This window comes from Mesorhizobium sp. WSM4837 (assembly GCF_055811435.1).
This window is the reverse complement of the sequence record NZ_JBVVQE010000022.1, coordinates 40,030-58,054: the sequence shown is the minus strand read 5'-3', so window position 1 is coordinate 58,054 and position 18,025 is coordinate 40,030. Positions and strand designations below refer to the sequence as shown.

Annotated in this window: 15 protein-coding genes and 4 pseudogenes; 5 read left to right on the top strand and 14 right to left on the bottom strand. The window is 61.9% G+C overall.

Going from position 1 to position 18,025, the window contains the following annotated elements; genetic code table 11:
- Positions 1 to 290: 290 nt before the first annotated feature.
- From AC0L3D_RS15305 to AC0L3D_RS15290, 4 genes and pseudogenes are all read right to left on the bottom strand, one after another.
- Entirely contained in the window at positions 291 to 1,376 is a 1,086-nt protein-coding gene (locus tag AC0L3D_RS15305) for a catalase family protein (protein ID WP_473644865.1), read from the bottom strand.
- A gap of 730 nt (positions 1,377 to 2,106) precedes the next feature.
- Positions 2,107 to 2,633, bottom strand: a pseudogene (locus AC0L3D_RS15300) (IS5 family transposase).
- Positions 2,582 to 2,941, bottom strand: a complete 360-nt coding sequence (locus AC0L3D_RS15295; RefSeq protein ID WP_473644863.1) for a transposase — start codon at positions 2,939 to 2,941, stop codon at positions 2,582 to 2,584. The pseudogene AC0L3D_RS15300 and the gene AC0L3D_RS15295 overlap by 52 nt, the downstream one beginning before the upstream one ends.
- 157 nt (positions 2,942 to 3,098) lie before the next feature.
- Positions 3,099 to 3,386, bottom strand: a complete 288-nt coding sequence (locus AC0L3D_RS15290) for a hypothetical protein (RefSeq protein ID WP_473644861.1) — start codon at positions 3,384 to 3,386, stop codon at positions 3,099 to 3,101.
- A 45-nt stretch (positions 3,387 to 3,431) separates the two neighbouring features.
- Between AC0L3D_RS15290 and AC0L3D_RS15285 the strand changes: the two genes are divergently transcribed.
- Both AC0L3D_RS15285 and AC0L3D_RS15280 read left to right on the top strand, forming a co-directional pair.
- The gene (locus tag AC0L3D_RS15285; protein ID WP_473644859.1) at positions 3,432 to 4,064 is read left to right on the top strand and encodes a hypothetical protein; all 633 of its coding nucleotides are present in this window, start codon (positions 3,432 to 3,434) and stop codon (positions 4,062 to 4,064) included.
- 345 nt (positions 4,065 to 4,409) lie between these two features.
- Entirely contained in the window at positions 4,410 to 4,913 is a 504-nt protein-coding gene (locus tag AC0L3D_RS15280) for a hypothetical protein (protein ID WP_473644857.1), read from the top strand.
- A gap of 414 nt (positions 4,914 to 5,327) precedes the next feature.
- On the opposite strand, the gene AC0L3D_RS15275 is transcribed toward AC0L3D_RS15280, so the two are convergent.
- From AC0L3D_RS15275 to AC0L3D_RS15260, 4 genes are all read right to left on the bottom strand, one after another.
- Positions 5,328 to 6,353: a hypothetical protein gene (locus AC0L3D_RS15275; RefSeq protein ID WP_473644855.1), complete on the bottom strand. Its 1,026-nt coding sequence runs from the start codon at positions 6,351 to 6,353 to the stop codon at positions 5,328 to 5,330.
- A 32-nt stretch (positions 6,354 to 6,385) separates the two neighbouring features.
- A complete protein-coding gene (locus tag AC0L3D_RS15270; protein WP_473644853.1) occupies positions 6,386 to 6,631 on the bottom strand; it encodes a hypothetical protein in 246 nt (81 codons plus the stop codon).
- Positions 6,632 to 6,734: 103 nt separating this feature from the next.
- Complete coding sequence (locus tag AC0L3D_RS15265; RefSeq protein ID WP_127211975.1) at positions 6,735 to 7,994, bottom strand: S8 family peptidase; 1,260 nt, start codon at positions 7,992 to 7,994, stop codon at positions 6,735 to 6,737.
- 20 nt (positions 7,995 to 8,014) lie between these two features.
- Complete coding sequence (locus AC0L3D_RS15260) at positions 8,015 to 11,239, bottom strand: glucosaminidase domain-containing protein (protein WP_473644851.1); 3,225 nt, start codon at positions 11,237 to 11,239, stop codon at positions 8,015 to 8,017.
- Between the two features lie 142 nt (positions 11,240 to 11,381).
- On the opposite strand from AC0L3D_RS15260, the pseudogene AC0L3D_RS15255 reads away from it, so the two are divergent.
- Positions 11,382 to 11,570 (top strand): annotated as a pseudogene (locus AC0L3D_RS15255) (helix-turn-helix domain-containing protein); the annotation flags it as partial.
- Between the two features lie 64 nt (positions 11,571 to 11,634).
- On the opposite strand, the gene AC0L3D_RS15250 reads toward AC0L3D_RS15255, so the two are convergent.
- From AC0L3D_RS15250 to AC0L3D_RS15230, 5 genes are all read right to left on the bottom strand, one after another.
- On the bottom strand, positions 11,635 to 12,147 hold the full coding sequence (locus tag AC0L3D_RS15250; protein WP_473644849.1) for an ABC transporter permease: 513 nt from the start codon (positions 12,145 to 12,147) through the stop codon (positions 11,635 to 11,637).
- An 11-nt stretch (positions 12,148 to 12,158) separates the two neighbouring features.
- Positions 12,159 to 12,572, bottom strand: coding sequence for an ABC transporter permease subunit (locus tag AC0L3D_RS15245; RefSeq protein ID WP_473644847.1), 414 nt, complete (start codon positions 12,570 to 12,572; stop codon positions 12,159 to 12,161).
- Positions 12,565 to 13,641, bottom strand: a complete 1,077-nt coding sequence (locus AC0L3D_RS15240; protein ID WP_473644845.1) for an ABC transporter permease — start codon at positions 13,639 to 13,641, stop codon at positions 12,565 to 12,567. Before AC0L3D_RS15240 ends, AC0L3D_RS15245 begins: the two co-directional genes overlap by 8 nt.
- On the bottom strand, positions 13,638 to 13,955 hold the full coding sequence (locus tag AC0L3D_RS15235) for an ATP-binding cassette domain-containing protein (protein WP_127211871.1): 318 nt from the start codon (positions 13,953 to 13,955) through the stop codon (positions 13,638 to 13,640). The genes AC0L3D_RS15240 and AC0L3D_RS15235 overlap by 4 nt, the downstream gene beginning before the upstream one ends.
- A gap of 943 nt (positions 13,956 to 14,898) precedes the next feature.
- Positions 14,899 to 16,488 (bottom strand): M6 family metalloprotease domain-containing protein, encoded by a 1,590-nt coding sequence (locus tag AC0L3D_RS15230; RefSeq protein ID WP_473644843.1) that lies wholly within the window; start codon positions 16,486 to 16,488, stop codon positions 14,899 to 14,901.
- A 368-nt stretch (positions 16,489 to 16,856) separates the two neighbouring features.
- On the opposite strand from AC0L3D_RS15230, the pseudogene AC0L3D_RS15225 reads away from it, so the two are divergent.
- Positions 16,857 to 17,105, top strand: a pseudogene (locus AC0L3D_RS15225) (ISAs1 family transposase); the annotation flags it as partial.
- Positions 17,104 to 17,595 (top strand): annotated as a pseudogene (locus AC0L3D_RS15220) (IS5/IS1182 family transposase); the annotation flags it as partial. The pseudogenes AC0L3D_RS15225 and AC0L3D_RS15220, both read left to right, overlap by 2 nt.
- On the opposite strand, the gene AC0L3D_RS15215 reads toward AC0L3D_RS15220, so the two are convergent.
- Complete coding sequence (locus AC0L3D_RS15215; RefSeq protein ID WP_473644841.1) at positions 17,592 to 17,885, bottom strand: hypothetical protein; 294 nt, start codon at positions 17,883 to 17,885, stop codon at positions 17,592 to 17,594. The pseudogene AC0L3D_RS15220 and the gene AC0L3D_RS15215 overlap by 4 nt on opposite strands.
- Positions 17,886 to 18,025: the final 140 nt, after the last annotated feature.

Genomic DNA, 18,025 nt, shown 5'->3' with positions numbered 1-18,025 from the left:
TTTATAGAAATCGTGCGGCGCTAAGCCGTCTTTCCTGCCTGTTTACCAGATTTCCAATGTTATTTATAGTTCATCGAGCTTAAACACTTAGTATTGCTCCTGCGGAGCATGGCATGATTTGTTTGGCAAATGAGGACGGCGATTGATGTTGTTCAACTCGTCGCGCTATTCATAAGTGGTGGACGGCGCATGTTGGAAGAGAAAAGCTTCCGAATAATAGCCTTGGTACACGATCCATCATTTGAATGTAACAGTAAGTAAGCTTTTTATAAATCTCGTTGATTGGATGTTCAGGTAGAGCGAAGTTCGATGTGAGGGAGGTCAGTCGGTTCGGGACTATGATGCCGAAGTGTTGAACTGGCCTCGTATGCAACTCGCCTGGCGCGCATTATGTTGCCTAACGGGCGATGATCCTCTGTCGCATGCCATGGGGAAAACGACAGGCGATCCACCTCCTCGCTTATTGCATGGGTGGGCGGATGATCCAGATCGCAATTTGGAATGCGGACTTTCGCAACTTTCACGAGTGGCGCGTCCCACGTGACAGAGGTGTCTTCGATCGGGGTGCGGGTATCGTCCACATAGAATTGGACCAGGAAGTCCAGCATAAGGTCCGCCCTGCGAAGTCTCTCGGCCAGTTCATCTCGAAGGAAGTTGGGTGTTAGGGGACGGCCTTCAGTCGGCTCAGTTCCCTCCGCGGGGCATACCGTGAATTTCACGGCGTAGGGCCCAAGCTTGATTGGCGCAGTGCTGGAGAACTGCTCTCTGGCCATGCTGCGTACCCGACTGAGGATAACCGTACTGATAAGGGCCCTTAGGATGCGGAGGGCTTCGCGAGCGCCCACCGCGCGAGCGAGCGTGACGAGCATGGTCAAGCGGTTCTGCGAAGCTCGGATGAAAGCCATAAACTGCTCGACGTTTCGGACTGTCGATGTGACCGAATGGCTCGTGGCAAGGAAGTCCTGAGTGATCGCATCCTCCTGACCCGGCAACAATTTCGGTCCGTGGACTCCAATCAGCTTAATGGCGACGCCTCGCGGCTCAGGGTGTTTGTCCGGCCGAGGCGCGGGCCCACCGTTTGAAAACCGCACCAGTGCCGGGAATACCCGGGGCTCGCTGAACACTCCGAAACGCGCATGGTCCGGTAGATCAGCCAGGACCTGAAACTCGGCCACAAACCCCGCGTGGAGCTTGGCATGAAAACCACGGCGGAGCGGTCCGCCCGTCTCCGCGGCCACTTCCCTCTGCGAGGCCATGATCTCACGTGCGAAGCCCTCGAACAACGTGTCCTCGGATGCCCCAACTACCTCCCTCCACGCTGTGCTGGGAGGCTGAGCGGCCGTCGGGACCGCAGCAAGGTCGGCGGTTTCTGCCATGGTCTACCAGCTCTCCAGAGGACCAATTCTGCGTAAGGTTAGGTCAGGCGCGTCACAACTATAACGGGCAAATCTGCCGCATCAAGTATAGAGAGCAATTTCCAATGCCGTTTTATCATACCTTCGATTGCGTCGGATTGCGAGCTTCTATGCTCACGCCAAGGAAGGGATCGCGCAGCCGACGGGATTCGAGAAGCGCACTGTGTTGCTCAATGGGGTAAGCGCTCATTTGGCCCCCCTCGCATTCTGATCTGCTCGGCCTGACCTGACCATGCGAGACGCCTCCGATATGGACGGGGTCTTGTGCATGGCAAGAGAAGACAAAATGGACGTCCAGTTGGACGTCCCAAGTAGAGGCTATAGCGGCCGGCTTGAAGTGATCGAAGGTCCGACAGGCCGGCGGCCGCGCACGAGCGTTTCGTTGATGAACTGACCGCGCAGATTTCGAGTCGACGTCCAACCGAATTCAGATGTGCCATCCGCTGACATTGTGCGGCCGAAAACCGTACTGCTCCGGCTGCCAGTCGGCAATATCTCTGCACGGACACCTCTGTATTTAGCGGTATCTTCTTTAAGTCGCCGACGCCAGCTCCAGGAATAAGGACGTCACCGTCCTTCTTGCATATTCGATGAGATCGCCGGCATTGCGAATTCTTGCATCCGGATCCGACACGCGGAAAATCTTTCCACGGAAACTCTCAGAGCCTGAATCAAAAAGGATGTTTTGATATCAAGCTCTTGCGAGCCTGCGTGTGAGCAGGCGAATGTGGGCGACGTATATCCAGGCTTCTGCGAAGGCGATAGATTTCTCCCGTTCCTTGGCCAGCCTGCGGCATCGCCCCAGCCATGCGAATGTGCGCTCCACGACCCTGCGGCGCGGCAGGACCTCGAAGCCTTGGCTCCGTCCGTCCGCTTGACGATCTCCAGGGTGAACGTGCCGATCTTTTGCAGCGCGCCCTTGAGCTTCGGCACGGCATAGCCGCCGTCGGCGAAGAGGTGTCGCAGCCACGGCCAGCGTTCGAGAATGGTCTTGAGGGCAGCCGGTGCGCCGTCCCGGTCCTGGAAATCGGCGGCGTGGACGACGAGACCGACCATCAGGCCGATGGTGTCGACAACGATGTGACGCTTGCGCCCGTTGATCTTCTTTCCCGCGTCGAAGCCACGAATTCCGCCGCTTTCCGTGGTCCTGACCGATTGGCTGTCGATCACGCCCGCCGTCGGGCTCGCTTCCCGACCCTCAGCCTCGCGCGCGGCCATGACGAGGCTGTTGCTGATGGTCGCAACTGGCCCTCCTCCCGCCAGCGATAGAAGTACTTCTGCACCGTTGAAAAGGGTGGGAAGTCTTTCGGCAGCAATCGCCACGCGCCGCCCGACGAGGCGAGGTAAAGAAGTGCGTTCACGACCTCGCGCAGGTCCGTCTTGCGCGGCCAGCCGGTGCGGTTCGCCGACGGCATCATCGGCGCAATCAGCGCCCATTCCGCATCGGTCAGATCGCTTGCGTAGCGGCCGCAACGCCGCTCATAATGCGCACGGGTGATTTCAGTCCAGGCCATCGTGATCTCCATCGAATCTCGCAAATCCGACGGAATCACAACCTGCTGAAATCACTCAACTCTTTTTGGAGCGGACACTCAGCAAAAATCATGACCGTGACAATTCATACATTTCCCGCACACAATATTATGCTCTCTTAATCACTCAAACCCATCCTGATGCGATTGTTCAAGCAAGCAGGTTAATCCTTTTTGCCAAGTTGATATGCATCATCAAGAGCCCTGATAGTGTTATTTTATCTCGGCTGAGGCGAAAGGTGTCGCCAGTGAGGATGATTGGGGCTTCGTAATCAAAATGGGAAGCGACAGAACGTTCGATCTCAGCCACGTAGAGTCCCGCGAGTACAAGCTCATGCTTAGGGCTGATCGATTTCGCGGCGGCGCAGATCAGCGCAGGAATTCCGTCGAAGAATGTTGGCGGAGTCTTTCCCACTCCGCCAACATTGTCGATGTCCACACGAGCGGCTTACCGAAGCGTGGCCGCGCCAAAAAGCAGCGCCTCGTGCGCTTCTATGACACGGACGAGCACTCGCTCTATCGCCAAGCCGGATTCATCCTGCGGCACCGGCGACCGCTACGGTCGGACGGCAAGTGGAATGTCACGCTGAAATTTCGCAATAGCGATTGGGTGCGGGCGAGCGCGCAGGCTTTTGTATCAGACGGAGGGGCCAAGTTCGAGGAGGATGTGAAAGCGCGTCCCACTGAAAACGGCTTCCAGTTCGTCCCACTGTTCAGCCGTTCAGCTGACGCGGCGACTAACCGCCCGCCTACGACGCTCGGCGAAGCCCTCTCGCGCTACACAGACCTGCGAGAGCATGAATTGCCTGATGCGTCCGCCGACCTGAAGCTTGTCCGCGGCTTTGAGGCCCGTGAAGAGGTTTTCGAAGGAATGGAACTGCGGGTTTCCGGCAGGGTGGAAGCCGAATGCGCGCTAATCATTTGGTCCCGCTCGGGCGGCGATCCTGAGGAAACGGTCGCTGCAGAGTTCAGTGCCCGATACGAACTAAATCGAGAAAGCCGGTCGTCCAATGTCGCGACCCGAACCTGGAGCGCATTCACCGCGCTTTGCGCGAACCCAGACTGGGCTGAGCCGGGTGGTAAGACAAAAACATCTTTTGTGTACGACGAGGCCTGACGGGCTCGGGATTGTGTGTGAATGCGGATAATCGTGTGAAGGTGTCATTGAGGTACCCGTGTTGCCAAGCACTGCGACGTGACCACCGAAGAGAATCGTCGAGGCGGACCTTCACCGCATAGTCCTCGAACACGACGGACTGACCGATGCTTAAAACACGAAAGCGGGTGGCTTTCGGTACAGGGCACGTCCTCGCCACCGCGCTGCACCACGACATTGCCGACAGGGCCAGAAAATCGGCGCGCGGACACCCGCCGTAATGGAACTGAGGTTTATCAAGGATCGCCAACGAGCAGGCATTGAGGCCGCCAAGGCCGAAGGCGTTTACAAGGGACGTGCCAAGACGTGGATGACGACGAGATCCGTCGCCGCATCGCCGCTGGCGCAAGCAAGGCCGGGGTCGCCCGTGACCTCAGGATATCCCGAATGACGGTTTATCACGCGCTTGATGCCATCCCGGACAAGACGGCACTACCGGAAAAGCGGCCATCCGCCACCATTGCCCTGCATCTGATTGTCGAGAATTTCAGCAAACGCGGGCGGGGCCGAAAGTCAGCCCGGGATCAGATTGAGGCGATGCTTGAGCGCGACTATGCCATGGTCAAGCTCGGCGATTGCGACTACCGGCTGACCGTGCCTTACGACACCGATCCGGACGGCGTTGGCCTCGACGAGGAAATCAATCATCTCCAGATGGGGATGTTCAATATAGCCGAGAGTTTCAGATGTTCCATCGAAACCGATATCCGTGAGATCGGTGGAAGACGCAGAGCTGGTAGCAACGAACGTTCCCTGCCTGTTCTTCAACTTGGCCAAAATCGCAGCTTCGGGCCGACTGGGCCTGGTTAGAGGAGTAGATCCATGTTCGCCAACTGCCGGCTGGGTGCCGTACCATGTCAACGACGTCGCTGGTACTGAGACGTTTTACCGAGACGTGCTGGGCTTGGCGGTCCAGCGAATGGACGACGATGGCGGCGGCCGTCCATGGCTGACAGCTACGACGGTCAACGGCCTGGAATTGCTCTTCATCAAGCATGAGTCGCGGCCAGGCAACACGCCCATCGTCGTATTCGAGATCGCGGACGGCGGCCATCGACGACGTGGTCGCCGGTCAGTCATGCGCCGGGCGGCTGGTCGGCGGATATACAGGACCCGGAGGGGCATGTCCTTTCGATGTACCAATCTGCGGACAAACCGCGGAAACGGTGATCATCTGCGTTGGGAGCGCTCAGGGGTGTACCTCTATTACCTCGAGGGGATTGTTCAAACCGATAGCTCTAGCGCCCGCTTTAGGACGGAGTGAAAACGGTCAGCAACGCGGCTGAAGCCTTCGTCGGTCCCGTGGATTTCGTCCGCCCAGTCCGCCACCCGCGGCAGCGCGCCCCGGCAGTCAACAACGAATACCATCGTGCGGTCGCTGTCGCCGGCGATCGCCGCAAGGGTCGCGTAGAGCGCATCGATAAGGATGGTCAGCACCTCCCGCCGCAGCGTCTGGTCAGCGATGCCGCGCGCAGCGAAGGCGGAGCCGAGCCACTCATCGCGCGCGGCCCAGCGCGGCCGGCGCGGGTCCGAGGCGCCGCCGTCGAGAAAGGGATGCGGGAACGGATAGTCGTAGCCGTGGATGATAATCGGCAGCCGCGCCATTCCCGCCTCGGCCCGGATCGTGCGGATCAGCTTGGTGTAGGCGTCGGCGAGATTGGCGAGCACGATGCGCAGTTTGTCGCGATCGATCAGCTCGCCCGCCCCGGCGCCTTGGCGGAATGGCCTGAGAATCCCGAGCAGCGAGGAGTTGCCGTTCTCGTCCTCGCCGATGACGTCGTTGCCTGCCGCGGAGAATAGGAACGCGCGCACCTCGTCCGGGAAACGCCTAAGCCCGTCGAGGTATTCCGGGCGCAAGTCGACCATGTTGCGGGCGGTGTCGCCGGCGGCGTCGAGGCTCCAGATCAGGTACGCACCGCCGAGATGGTCGACGACGTCAGTGATGAGGAACGGGAACTGGAACCAGGAGTCCCCCTCCGAGACGAGCACGGGCAGCGCCTCGCCGGCGAGGCGGCGCAGGTTGAACTGACGCTGCCTGCGCCAGCGGGCTAGGCCGTTGCCGATCCGGATCGCGCTGGCCGCGTCCATCTCGACTTCACTCACGACGACCGTCTCCGGGTTGGGCACCACGACCGGGTCGAGCGGGTTGCCTTCGGGCGCAGCCATCAGGTACGGGCGCAGGTCGGCCTCGGGAATTGCCGGGTCATGCATCCGGCGCAGCAGCTCCTCGTAGGTGATCTTTTCGGGCATGAGCCTCACTCCTGTCGGTGCTATCACTTGGTTTAGGCGTCGAGCGCCGCGCTAACGACGCCAGTAAGGTTGAGCGCGGCGCGAATCACATCGGCCGGCCCGCGCACGGTGACGAACGGCACGTGCCGTCCCCCGCGCGGCGCAAGACCGAGGCGCTCAAGCTCCGCGCGCGTGCCTGCGGTATGGTGGGCGAGCGCCTCGGCGGCGTTCTCGCGCGCTGCGCTGCGCCGTTGGGTCGCCTCAATGGTGCCGCCGAGCGGCTCCTCGCCGCACTCCACGGGGGCGCGTCGAGCTCGAGAATCGCGGCGACCGTCACCTCGGTGCAGGCATCGCCGGCGAGCAAGCTGCGCAGAGCCCCGTCCGCCTTTGCCAGCGGATTCGTCATGGCGCGTGCAGCCGCTGCGGCAGTTTGATCCGCCCGGTCGCCTGCAGCGGCTCCGCCAGGTTGAGTGCGTTGGTTGCTTCCATCAACTCGCCGATGAGCTGGGGCCGGGTGATGTCGGGCCACTTTTCGATCATCAGCGCAGCGATGCCGGAGACCACCGGCGTCGCCATCGAGGTGCCGGTGAGGCACTGATAGCCTCCGCGGGGATGACAGGACCAGATATCCACGCCCGGGGCCATGATGTCGGGCACCACCCTCGCCTGCACGCCCCACATTACGGTACCCATGCCGCCGCCGCCCCACACCTTGTCCGTACGGTCGGAGGCGGCGACGGAGAACACCTCGGGGTAGTTCCCGGGGCACCGACTCGTGTTCGGCCCCTCATTGCCGACGGCAACGACGAACAGCGTGTCCGTGCGCTGCGCAATCTGTGCGAGGTAACGCATCCGGTTCACCGTTTCGCGCTTGCCCGCCGACATATTGATGATCTGGATCTCGGGCCGCGTCTGCACGTGCTCCATCGCGAAAACAAAGTGGCTGAGCGAGCCGATCGTGTTAGGGATCATCGAGTAGCTGGCGAGCCGGGCACCCGGCGCGACGCCAACGTTTGTACCGGCGATGATCCCGCCGACGTGGGTGCCGTGCCCGGGCGTGATGAAATCGGTATCGGCCGGGGGGACCGAATTCGCGATCCACTGCTCCACGTCGAACACGATATTGTCGACGATCTTGCCCTGCAACTCGCGGTGCTCGGCGACACCCGTATCCATCACAGCAATCGTCGCCCCGGTGCCGGTGAGGCCGAACCGGGCCGCGCGCGCCTTGAGGAGCCCTATCGTCTCGAGATGCCAGTTGTCGAGGTCGGCGGCGTCGATTGCGATGCCCGCGGCTGCCGCGTCGCCGGCGAGCGCCTCGCCGTTGCCAGAGCGGACAGGCGAGATCAGGTCGAGCCGGAAGTCCTCGACCATCTCGGCGCCGGGCGCGGCCTCCTGAATTTTTTCAGCGTCTTCCGCGGTGCCCTCGAAGATGGTGACGCCCGTGATGGGGGTGTGCCGCTGCGGCGTCGCGATCACCTTGACGTTTGCGACCGCGCGTAGGCCGCGACCACTACTGAGGCGAGGATCGGCGTGCGCCCTGCGGAACGTCGTCAGGCTTTTGACCTTGGCGGCGCGGGCCTGCGGCGACAGGCTGAGATCGCCGCCCGCGAGCGCGTCGGGAACGTCGTCGTCCTTGGGAAGGAGAAGAAATCGCGCCATCGAAATGTCCTCAATCGAGTTCAGCGCGGGACCGGGTTAAGGCGGTTCCAGACCAACGCGGACACCGCCTCGAAGTCCTCGAACCGGGCCGGATCTCTGGCGGCGAGCAGAGCGCCCTCGGCAGCGCAAGCGGCGGCGTCGGCGCCAGCCGGTGGCAGTTCCGGATCGCCTGCCTCGTTGTCGGACGATGCCCGCACGGTGCTGGACGGGTCGGCGCCACGGGCGAGCAGAAAGCCGACCGCATCGGGCGCGCCGCCGAACGCAGCCGCGAGCAGCGGCGTGACGCCGGAGCGGTCGAAGGCGTCGATAGGCGCTCCCCGCTCGATGAGCGCTTCGAGCGCCGCCGTGTCGTTCCCGAGCGCCGCCGACGTCATCGCGCTGTGGTAGGCGGTGCCGTCATCGAGCGGGACGCCGGCCGCGGTAAGGGCCGTCGCGATCGCGTCAAGGCGGGCGAGCACCGCCTCTCGGCGCACGTCGTCGAGCGCGGAGGCTGCCCCGATGCCGAGCGCGTATGCCGTCCACAGTGTTTCCCCGGTGACGCTCCTCACGTCGGCAAGGTTCACGCCCGAGGCGGCGACGTGGTCGATCGCACCGTCTTCCGGTTGGCCGAGCCGAGCCGCCGCCTCGATACCGGTCGCGAGCGCGTCGTAGAGGTCGGCCATGTCGGGCGCGGCGAGCGCGTCGCCGGCGAGCGTCGCCTGCGCTGCCGCGAGCTCGGCGCGAGCGTAGGCTTCTGCGTCGAGATCGTCGCCGGCGAGGATGTCACCGCTCGCCGGCGGAGGCTCTCCGATCACTTCTAAGGTGAGGCGCGGGATGGTCTGGTTGTTGGTCGTCGGGAAGCGGGATCCGAGCTCCCGCTTGAGCCCCTCGATCAGCCTGATCACGCGGGCGCGGCTGTCGACGTACTGAATGTCCGAGCGCGCGTCGGCGATGTCGTCCGCCGGGTTCATGCAGCCGACACTCCACAGCCAGCCGTTGCCGGGGTGGATCAGGATGCCCGCCCGATACCGGGTGTCGCCTACGCGCAGCGCCGGCATCGGCGGCCTGCGGACCTCGATGCTGCTGGTGAACCCGAAAGTCTTGAACGCGGTGATGCCGTCGATCTCGCGCGTGCCGGCGTGGGTCAACATCGGATAGATGCCAGCCTTGATGCGGGCGCCGCGCTGCCTGCCGGTCGCCGAGTTATCGCCGGGTCCGCGCGCTTCGCAGATCATGCCGGAGAGGCCTGCGACCGGCCTGCGGTCGTGGAAGACCCTGTAGGTGCTGACGGTGCGCTCCTTCATGCCCCGCCGTTTTTCGGCGCGGACGCGCTTGATCTGCAAGACGAGTCCTGTGAGTGTGGTGCTGCCATCGCCCCCGTGCGTGTCGTCGTCGGCGTTCTCGATGATCGGATCGCGGCCGCCGTCGTCTGAACCGATGCGGGCGAGGATGCCGGCGATCTTATCGGCATAGGTCGGGTCGTTCGGTCGCCACGTGCGGCCGAGAAAGGCGGCGAACCTGGCTCCGTCGTCGATGTTGTCGATCCAGCCCGCAAACGTCGGATCGTTGTCGAGCCGGCGCAGGAACGCCCGCACAAATGACGTCGGCGACAGAAAGCGGCAGAATTTTCCGCGCGTCGGATCGGTCGGATGCGGCACGGGCGCGGCGACCTCGGCGAGCATCTCCGTCCACGGAATGCCTGCGAAGTTGGCGTGCACGCGGGCAAGATCCGAACGGCCCCAGTCCGACTCCAGCCCACACTGTGCAACGACGACTGGGAATACCGGCGCAAGGCGCGGCGCGGCCTCGAGGGCGGCTGCGAGCTCCAGGAACTCGGCCGTCGCTCCTTCGTCCGCGATCCTTTCGCTAGACAACGTGCCCGTGATCAGCAGTGCCGGCCCGTCCTCCTCGCCTGGCTTTGTGAGGCCGCCGTCGGAGCGGACGACCCCGGCCGCGACGAGGCGTTGCTCGATGTTGATAACGCGGCTCGCGTAGCCGTCCCGCTGCGCCCAGGTACGGCCGATGAAGCGTATGAAGTCGTGCGGCGAGCGCATCGCCATCTCCTTCCAGCCGCGGTACGGCGAGCGCTCGAGAAATAGGAAGTAGCCGGTCACGAAGTCGCGGATGCCGGCGAACTTCAGATACGTGTCGACGCCGTCGTGGGCGCGGTACTCCACCTTCGTGGCCGGCGCCTCGCGCAGGATCCGGTCCACCTCCGAGATCCCCTTCATCCCTGCGAAGTTGAAGTGCTGCACCGCGAGTTGCGATCCTGCCCAACCCGACTCCTCGATCCACTGCGCCAGCGTGATGCCCTTCAGCCTCTCGACCACATCGGTGGCGAGCCCCTGCACCACCGGCGTCACGGAGCGATAGGTCGCGATCAGCTCGCGCAGGAGCGGGACGTCCGGAATGTCGCCCGCGACCGGCGGAGGGTCGCCGTCCTCCTCTCCCCCGCCGTCCGCCGGGATATTTACGTCGCGGCGCACGAAGGCGCCGAACGCCTCCAGGATGGCGCGGGCGAGCTCGGCCTTCTTTCGCACCCCGAGGCCCGCATCGGAGGCGTTGTCGCCGAAGAACGGCTCAATCAGCGCGGACGGATGCACCTTCGTCACGCTCTCGATGCCGCGATCGTAGCCGCGCGAGCCGCCGGGGATGAAGATGCCGCGATCCTCGCTGCGCCCCTGCCGGTCGAACGTCCTGACGATCGCCTTCTGCAGCGTCTCCGCCCAAGGGCGCGACTGCTCGGCGCCGTAGAGAACGAGCGAGCCGCGTGCACGCCCGTCGGCGGCGTTGAAGTGGAGCTCGATAGTCGCCTCGGGGCCCCAACTGCGCACCGCCTCGTAGGCGCCTCTGATGCCGACGCCATCGCGGAAGAAGATCTCGCAGCGCACGCCGGCGGTCTCCGCGAGGGCTTTGATTTTCATCGCGAGGTCCGTGTTCCAGGCGTACTCGTTGTGCTCGGACACGCGAGTCGCCGGGCTGTCGGCAGGGAAAGGCGGCGACAGCGCCCGCGCGCCCTGCGCAACCGCAGTGTGGCCGACAACGATGGCAAGGCCGCGCGGCCCGGCGAGAGCGTCGCTCGGCGGGGGCGGCGCAATGGCGGCTTCGGGCCTGAGGACGTCGCGCAGGTCCTCGATCGCCTCGATAAGCGCTTCCCGACCCGCATGCGTTTCCGGCGCAGCGAGATCTGCGCTTTGCAACAGATGCGCGACATCAACGCTCAGGGCAGCGAGGCGCTCTCGCTCTAAGCGAAAATCAACAGACATGCGCCCATCACCAGAGTATTGAGAAGACCAATACTTTCACAATAAATGTTAAGATTGTCAACCGCGCCGCAACCGAGTGTCGTAAGCAGATGAGTTGTCCGGATTAGGTAGCACGTGAGTTGTCCGGTTTTATTACCAGCGGATGGAGGCTGGGGATGAAACGGACAGCATGGCTACAGGACCGGAGAATGCAGAAGTTGTAGGCGTTTTGCGCCGCTGGGAAGACGGCGATCTTTCGATGATGGAGGCAGGCGAGTTGCTGGGCATGTCGGAGCGGCAATTTCGCCGCTATCGCGACCGTTACGAAGAGGCTGGGGAAGCTGGGTTGCTCGACCGGCGTTTGGGCAAGATTTCGAAGCCACACCAACCGCAGCCAGTCAACACAAAGAAACTTCCTATTCCCGTGTGTACGGCACGCCCAGCATGGCCGGGGCGCTGGCCCGCGAGCGACGGATCATCAGCGCGACGATCGCTGCAACATAGGGCATCATCAACATATATTGGTAAGGAATGGCGATGCCGACTCCTTGGATTTGCAATTGCAGCGCGTCTAGGAAGGAAAACAATAGTGCCGCTACCAAAATCGGGTAGGGCCGCCACAGACCGGCGATGACGATGATGATCGCAAGCCAGCCGCGTCCGTTGGTCATGTCCGGCACGAAACGCGCCGCCTGGCCGACAGAAAGGAACGCGCCGGCGAGGCCCGCCATCAGGCCACCGAAGACCACGGCAGCATACTGGACCCGGGCCACCCTCACCCCCTTTACGTCGAGGGCCTTAGGATTTTCGCCAGCGCAACGCACGATCAGCCCATAGCGCGTCCGGAACAGGAAGAGCCACACCGCCGGCACCATGAGGAAGGCGATGTAGGTCAGCACCCGCTGGTCGAACAGGATGGGGCCGAGCACCGGGATATCGCTCAGGCCCGGTATCGGCACGTCCGCGAAGAAGGGATGGTCGGCGTCTGGCCGTGGCCAGCGAAAGCGGAACGCAGCCAATAGGTGGAAAGGCCGGCGCCGAGTAGGTTGACGGCAAGCCCGGTGACGATCTGTTCCACTTTCAATGTGATCACCAGCACGGCGAAGACGAGCGCCATCAGCGCACCGGTGAACCCGGCTGCAAGGACGCCCAGCCACAGCGAGCCGCTCTCATATGCGGCGAGATAGCCGGTGAGAGCGCCCATCAGCATCATGCCTTCGAGACCCATATTGTAAACGCCGGTGCGCTCGGCGACGAGTTCGCCAATTGCCGCGAGCAGGAGCGGGGTGGCGATGCGGATGGTGGCCGCCGCCACGCTGATCAGGATTGAGGCTTGAAAGAGAGCGTCAAGCACGGCCGACCCTCCGCAGGCGGAAATTGCACGCCGCCCAGCCGGCTAGGAAGAACAAAAGCAGGATCGCCTGGATGGCATAGATCAGCGCCGCGGGTACGCCGGTCTTGATCTGCATGAGCGTGGCGCCGTTGAGCAACGCACCGAACAGCACCGAGGCGATGACGACGCCAAGCGGATGCAACTGCCCCAGGATGGCGACGATGATGCCGCTGTAGCCATAGCCTGCTATAACGCCCGCCTTCAGGCGGTAGTGCACGCCGTAGACTTCCGTGATGCCTGCGAGCCCCGCAAGCGCGCCGGAAACCAGAAGCACCACCAGGATCAGCCGTCGCGTATTGGTACCCTGTACGTCGAGCGCGCGCATGTTGGAACCGGCAGCCTTGATCTCATAGCCGAGGGGTGTGCGCGTCAACAGCATGTGAACCAAGGCAGCCGCTGCGATCGCCAGCAGGAAGCCGGCATGCAGTCGCGAACCGGAAAACACCACGGGAAGCACCGAGTTCGGATCGACCTTCGGCGTCTGCTCGAAGAAGGCGCCCGCCTCGCTCCACGGGCCGCGCAGCAGCAGCAGCGAAATGACATAGACGATGATGTAGTTGAGCATCACCGTCGAAATCACCTCATCGACCGAGAAGCGGGTCTTCAGCACGCCCGCCAGGCCAGCATAGAATGCGCCGCCGACAATGCCGCCGACTATGAGCACAGGAATTTGGAGGAAAGATGAAAAGCCAATGAGGTTGTGCTGCAGCCAGTAGGCGAACATGGCGCCGGCAAGGACCTGGCCTTCGGCGCCGATGTTCCAGATGCGCGCGCGGAAGGCGACGCAGGCGGCAAGGCCGGTGAAGATCAGAGGCGTGGCCTTGACCAGCGTTTCGCCGGCGGCGCGCGACGAGCCAAAGCTGCCCTTCAGGAGAGCCTCGAAGGCCGCCCGTGGACTGGCGCCTGCGGCGGCGAAAAGCAGGCTGCACACCAGAACCGCCGCTGCCGCGGCAAGCGCAACGACGCGCGCGGTCGGCCGCGTCTCCAGTCGGCGCTCGAGGCGCCATTCCACGAGGTTGAACTCGGTCATGCCGCCGCCTCGCTCTCGTGGCCCGCCATCAAGCTGCCGATTTCGTCATAGGTGGTTTTTTCCGTATCGAGCGCCGCAAGGATGCGGCCGCGAAACATCACGCATATGCGTCGACTTAGCGCGAAAAGATCCTCTAGTTCCTCGCTCGCGAGCAGGATGGCGCAGCCTTCGTCGCGTTTGCGCTGGAGTTCGCAATGGACGAACTCGATGGCGCCGACGTCTAGCCCGCGCGTCGGCTGGTTGCACAGCAAAAGCCGGTTCGCCTTGGCGAACTCGCGGGCGAGGATGACCTTCTGCGCGTTGCCGCCCGACAACTTACGGCAGGGTGCCGACGGGCCGGTTGCGGCAATGGAATAGGCGCCCGATTGCGGTGCGCGGTTGGCGTCGAGCGTCGATGAACGGCCCGGTGCGCCAGCGCGCCTGCCATTGTTCGCTCAGCCCTTCAACGTCATGATGCGCGTCATCGGATAACATGAAAGAACGTCGAAGGTGTTACCGGATCGAAACGCGGTCAACGCCGGCAGCGCCTACAAGATGGTGGACTAAGCCGGGCTCGCGATTGAGATCACGGGGCAGCTCAAGCCGTCCGACGCGATTACCTGTTTCGACCTATTGCAGACCTTCCCTAAAGGGGAGGTCAAGGGAAATTCATGACCCAAGAGCGACGTTCGACGGGCGACAGCTTTGCGCCCAATCCCGGACATAGGGATCAGCTTTGCTGCTTCCCGAAAGCGGACACACTCCGATGACAGCGGAGGTCGTGGTCGCGCCACATTTCTTGACATTCCGCGCGCTCCTCCGAAGCTGACCTTCGGCACAAGGGCTCGCGTTGACTGGAGCGGCCGCCTACACCGAAATATCCTAACGCCTTTGAAAGGCAGCGCAGTGGACGCACTAGTACGTCTTTCGAACTGCGCAGCGAGGGAGCCGTGTCGCGGCAACCATTGCCGGTGATGCGCAGAGGATATGACGAAGCGATCCATATCGGACGGCGGCCAGCTACCAGTCGGCGAAGCGCGATTCTGAAAGCGGCACGCGGTCCTCGATCAGATCGACGATCCGGTAAACCGGGTTCGATGCAAGTAACTTGCACACCGCCATCGCAGTTGCCAGATTATATCGCTCTGCGGGAGGTGGCCAAGTGCTCACGTTGGCGACCACAGCGACAACATGGCTGATCGATAAGGTTCTTATACCAATTGGGACGGAGATCGCCGTGAGCCGCGGCGAGAACTCCGAGCGGCGGGGATTCGTTTCTTACCCGTTCTTGACTTCTGATTTATTTTCAGTTGCCGCTTTAGTCTTGGTGATCTTCTTAGCACCAGTCCTTCGCTTCACGGACGCGCTCTTTGTTTGCGCGCTTGCCTTTTTGGCGCCAGTAGTCTGCTTTGCGGACTCTGCCTTCTTGCCCTTAGGTGAAGCTCTAAAACGAACGTCCACAGTGACTATGCCATCGTGGCTGAAGCTGATGTTTTTCAGGCTGATGCCCGATCTCGTGCCCGGGAATGAAGTGGACGCTACTCCCGTATCGGTCAATGATACCCTGTTCTCGCTGCCGGGAAACGGGTCGGCGGCATCGCCTTGGTTCCAATCGTCTGGGCTGTTCAGATCATTGCGTCCATCTGCTTGGATAAGCGAGAGGCCTGGCGCAACCGGGGCGAACTGCTCCTTGATTTCGTCCACTTGCCATACGAGCAAGCCTTCACCAGGTAGATCAAAGTCAAAGCCTACCCTCTTCCGACTCTCCAACAAGAGATACTGCGTTGGTTCAAACTTGGGACTAACGAGTTTATAGACATGTCCAGTCGTGGCCGTATAGGGTTTGATCTTCACGCTGCCGGACGAAGTGATGGTAGAGGCGCTGATCCAGCCATGCTGCAATTTGTGCAATGGGGCGGGGTGAGCTGGTCTCGCGCTACTGCCGTTGTAGGAGCCTCCAGCCATGAGATCCCACACGCCTGAACCATCCCATTCCGCTCCGTCCTCGTCATAGTTCGGATCGTAAAAGTCCTGCCACTGGAAGGCGAGATGACCGAGCTCGTGAGCGCAAACTCCCACCTTGCAGTCGTGAGGGACGGTGAGATAGATGGTCGTCGAGAGATTCGGTGCCACTTCGACCGGGTTGCGGAGATTCCACTTGTGCGACCAGATCTCTCCGCCCTGTTGTGGCTTTAGCATAACTTCCGCTCCGCGCCCGGCGTGGATGATGAACAGCGCGGTCACGATCCCTCGCCCGAACTTATCCAGCGACTGAGCGAACTTCACGCCACCCGCAAGTGCTGCATTGACGGCATCCTCGGCAAGCCTGGGGGCGTTATGAGGATAGCTATTCCAATTGGTGCCCGATTCATTGTTGGTGTAGAAAGAATAAGGTTTCGGCATACGGATCCATCCGTCGACAGTCCCCACAACGTCGACTTTTCCGAGACTGACCTCCTTGAAGTAATCCCTCATGCTGCCGGTCGGGTAGATGGCCTGGGAGAACAGTAGGTCTTGATAATGGGACGGGGGCAAAACGCCAGGGCGATCGGAAAAGTCAACTAGAAGGGCCTTGACTTGAACCTCTCCAAGAACTGGTTGTGCAGGGATCGCCAGCATCTCCGGCCCACCAGGAGTAGGCACAAACTGAACCGCATCATCCATTCCGGCAACACCGATAGATGGGTCGATAAATCCGATGTCCACCAAGTATTGGCGGAACGAAAGCTTGCCCGATTTACCTGATCTTTGGTACTGCATAAAGGTGGCCGCCATCACATCAGGCGAGGGAGGAACCCGGCAGGGGAACATTCCATGCTTGCTGTTGCAACGGCATCGCCAGCCCGAAGCAGAAATGCGGAGTTTCATGGACGACGACTCCCTGACTTCGCACGTGATCGGCTCAAGGTGATGAACCGTATCTCGCTACATCGTACAGCAAAGCCTCTCGTCCGTCAGCGTCCAAACGAGAGCCATGGCCAGATCGAAATATTTAATCCGGCCGAAGCCAGATTTATCCAGATTTATTCAGCAAAGGCGGAATCGTTCGCAGCTATGGTTGAACTTGAGCATGACCTTCTCTGCAGGGAAATTCGAACAGCGAGAAGGCGTCGTCGCTCATAGCGGATTGATCGTCTCGACCATTAAGAACTGTCGCTACGGTCCTTCGTGGAACTGACGGCGCGGCTCACCCGATGGAATTGCAGGTCGCCGTCGAGGTTCCGACGGAGCATGTCTTCGCCGTCAAGGCCAACCAGCCCACGCTGCGCACCGAGATCGAGCGCTACTTCGATGATGCCCCGCCGATTTGCCTCGACAGCTTCGTCGATCTCGACAAAGCCCATGGCCGCATTGAGGAACGCGCCATCACCGTCAGCCGCGAGGCCGGCTGGCTCGAAGGCCAAAGACGCTTCCCCGGTGAACTGCGCCTGCCAGATGCCACAACCATCGTAAGCGTCCGATCGCGCACTGGACTGAAGGACAAAAGGCAAAGCGCACGCACCCTACGAATTCGGGGTGAGGGTGTCCGTGGCTACGACGCTGAAGCGTTCAAAGTGCACGCCATGGCACTTCCCGGGAACCCCTACGACGGGCACACGCTCGAAAAGATCATTCCTGCGATGGAAGACACTATCGGTGCTGAGATCGAGCGCATCCTCGCCGATGCCGGCACCGCGGCCACAACGCGCCGCAAAGCCACAAGTTCAGGGTCTTCACCGCCGGTCAGAAGCGCCGCGTGACACCGGCCATCAAGCGCGAGATGCGGTGGCGATCGGCCGTCGAGCCGGTGATCGGCCACATCAAGAACGAACACAGAGTGGGCCGCAATTACCTCGCTCACACCCAAGGCGATGCGATCAATGCCATCCTGGCCGCAGCCGGCTACAACTTCTCCCTCCTGCTCGGTGGCTGAAGGCGTTTTTGTGGCTCTTGATCACCGCACTTCAGACCCCGCCGAAGCAATTCGTCGCTTAGCCAATCAATTGTTCACGCTCGACAATAGAGCCCGCCGTGCCGGAAGGTGCGGCGGGCTGTTTTGCGCTGGCAGTCAGCGCTGATCCCAAATAGGCGGCTTGCCGGCCCTGACCTAACCTAGTCTCCTGGGTACGCCGCGCGACCTCCATCGGTGACAGCCCAGAACGTAGATCCTCGACATCCCCTTGATGCTGCTTGCGCAGAGTTTCGACGTAACTCTCCTTCACATCAATCTTAAATCTGCTGCTCTCGCCCTTGGTGGCGAAGTCACCGGGCGTAACAGTTTTCACTGCCCTGGCCCGGCCCATACCGGAGTGAGCGGAGCCTCCAGGTGACATTCAAGCCGGACGGCAATTTCATATGCCGTTCTTTTTCGGGTGACGATTGGAGAGAATGCCGCGACCATGTGAAGGCGCGCCTTGGCCCGTCC

What these genes read in the sequence shown, in the direction of transcription:
- AC0L3D_RS15265 (WP_127211975.1), bottom strand. Translation starts at nt 7,994, where the DNA reads ATGGCGCGATTTCTTCTCCTTCCCAAGGACGACGACGTTCCCGACGCG.
- AC0L3D_RS15240 (WP_473644845.1), bottom strand. Translation starts at nt 13,641, where the DNA reads ATGACCGAGTTCAACCTCGTGGAATGGCGCCTCGAGCGCCGACTGGAG.
- AC0L3D_RS15305 (WP_473644865.1), bottom strand. Translation starts at nt 1,376, where the DNA reads ATGGCAGAAACCGCCGACCTTGCTGCGGTCCCGACGGCCGCTCAGCCT.
- AC0L3D_RS15230 (WP_473644843.1), bottom strand. Translation starts at nt 16,488, where the DNA reads ATGAAACTCCGCATTTCTGCTTCGGGCTGGCGATGCCGTTGCAACAGC.
- AC0L3D_RS15260 (WP_473644851.1), bottom strand. Translation starts at nt 11,239, where the DNA reads ATGTCTGTTGATTTTCGCTTAGAGCGAGAGCGCCTCGCTGCCCTGAGC.
- AC0L3D_RS15275 (WP_473644855.1), bottom strand. Translation starts at nt 6,353, where the DNA reads ATGCCCGAAAAGATCACCTACGAGGAGCTGCTGCGCCGGATGCATGAC.
- AC0L3D_RS15295 (WP_473644863.1), bottom strand. Translation starts at nt 2,941, where the DNA reads ATGGAGATCACGATGGCCTGGACTGAAATCACCCGTGCGCATTATGAG.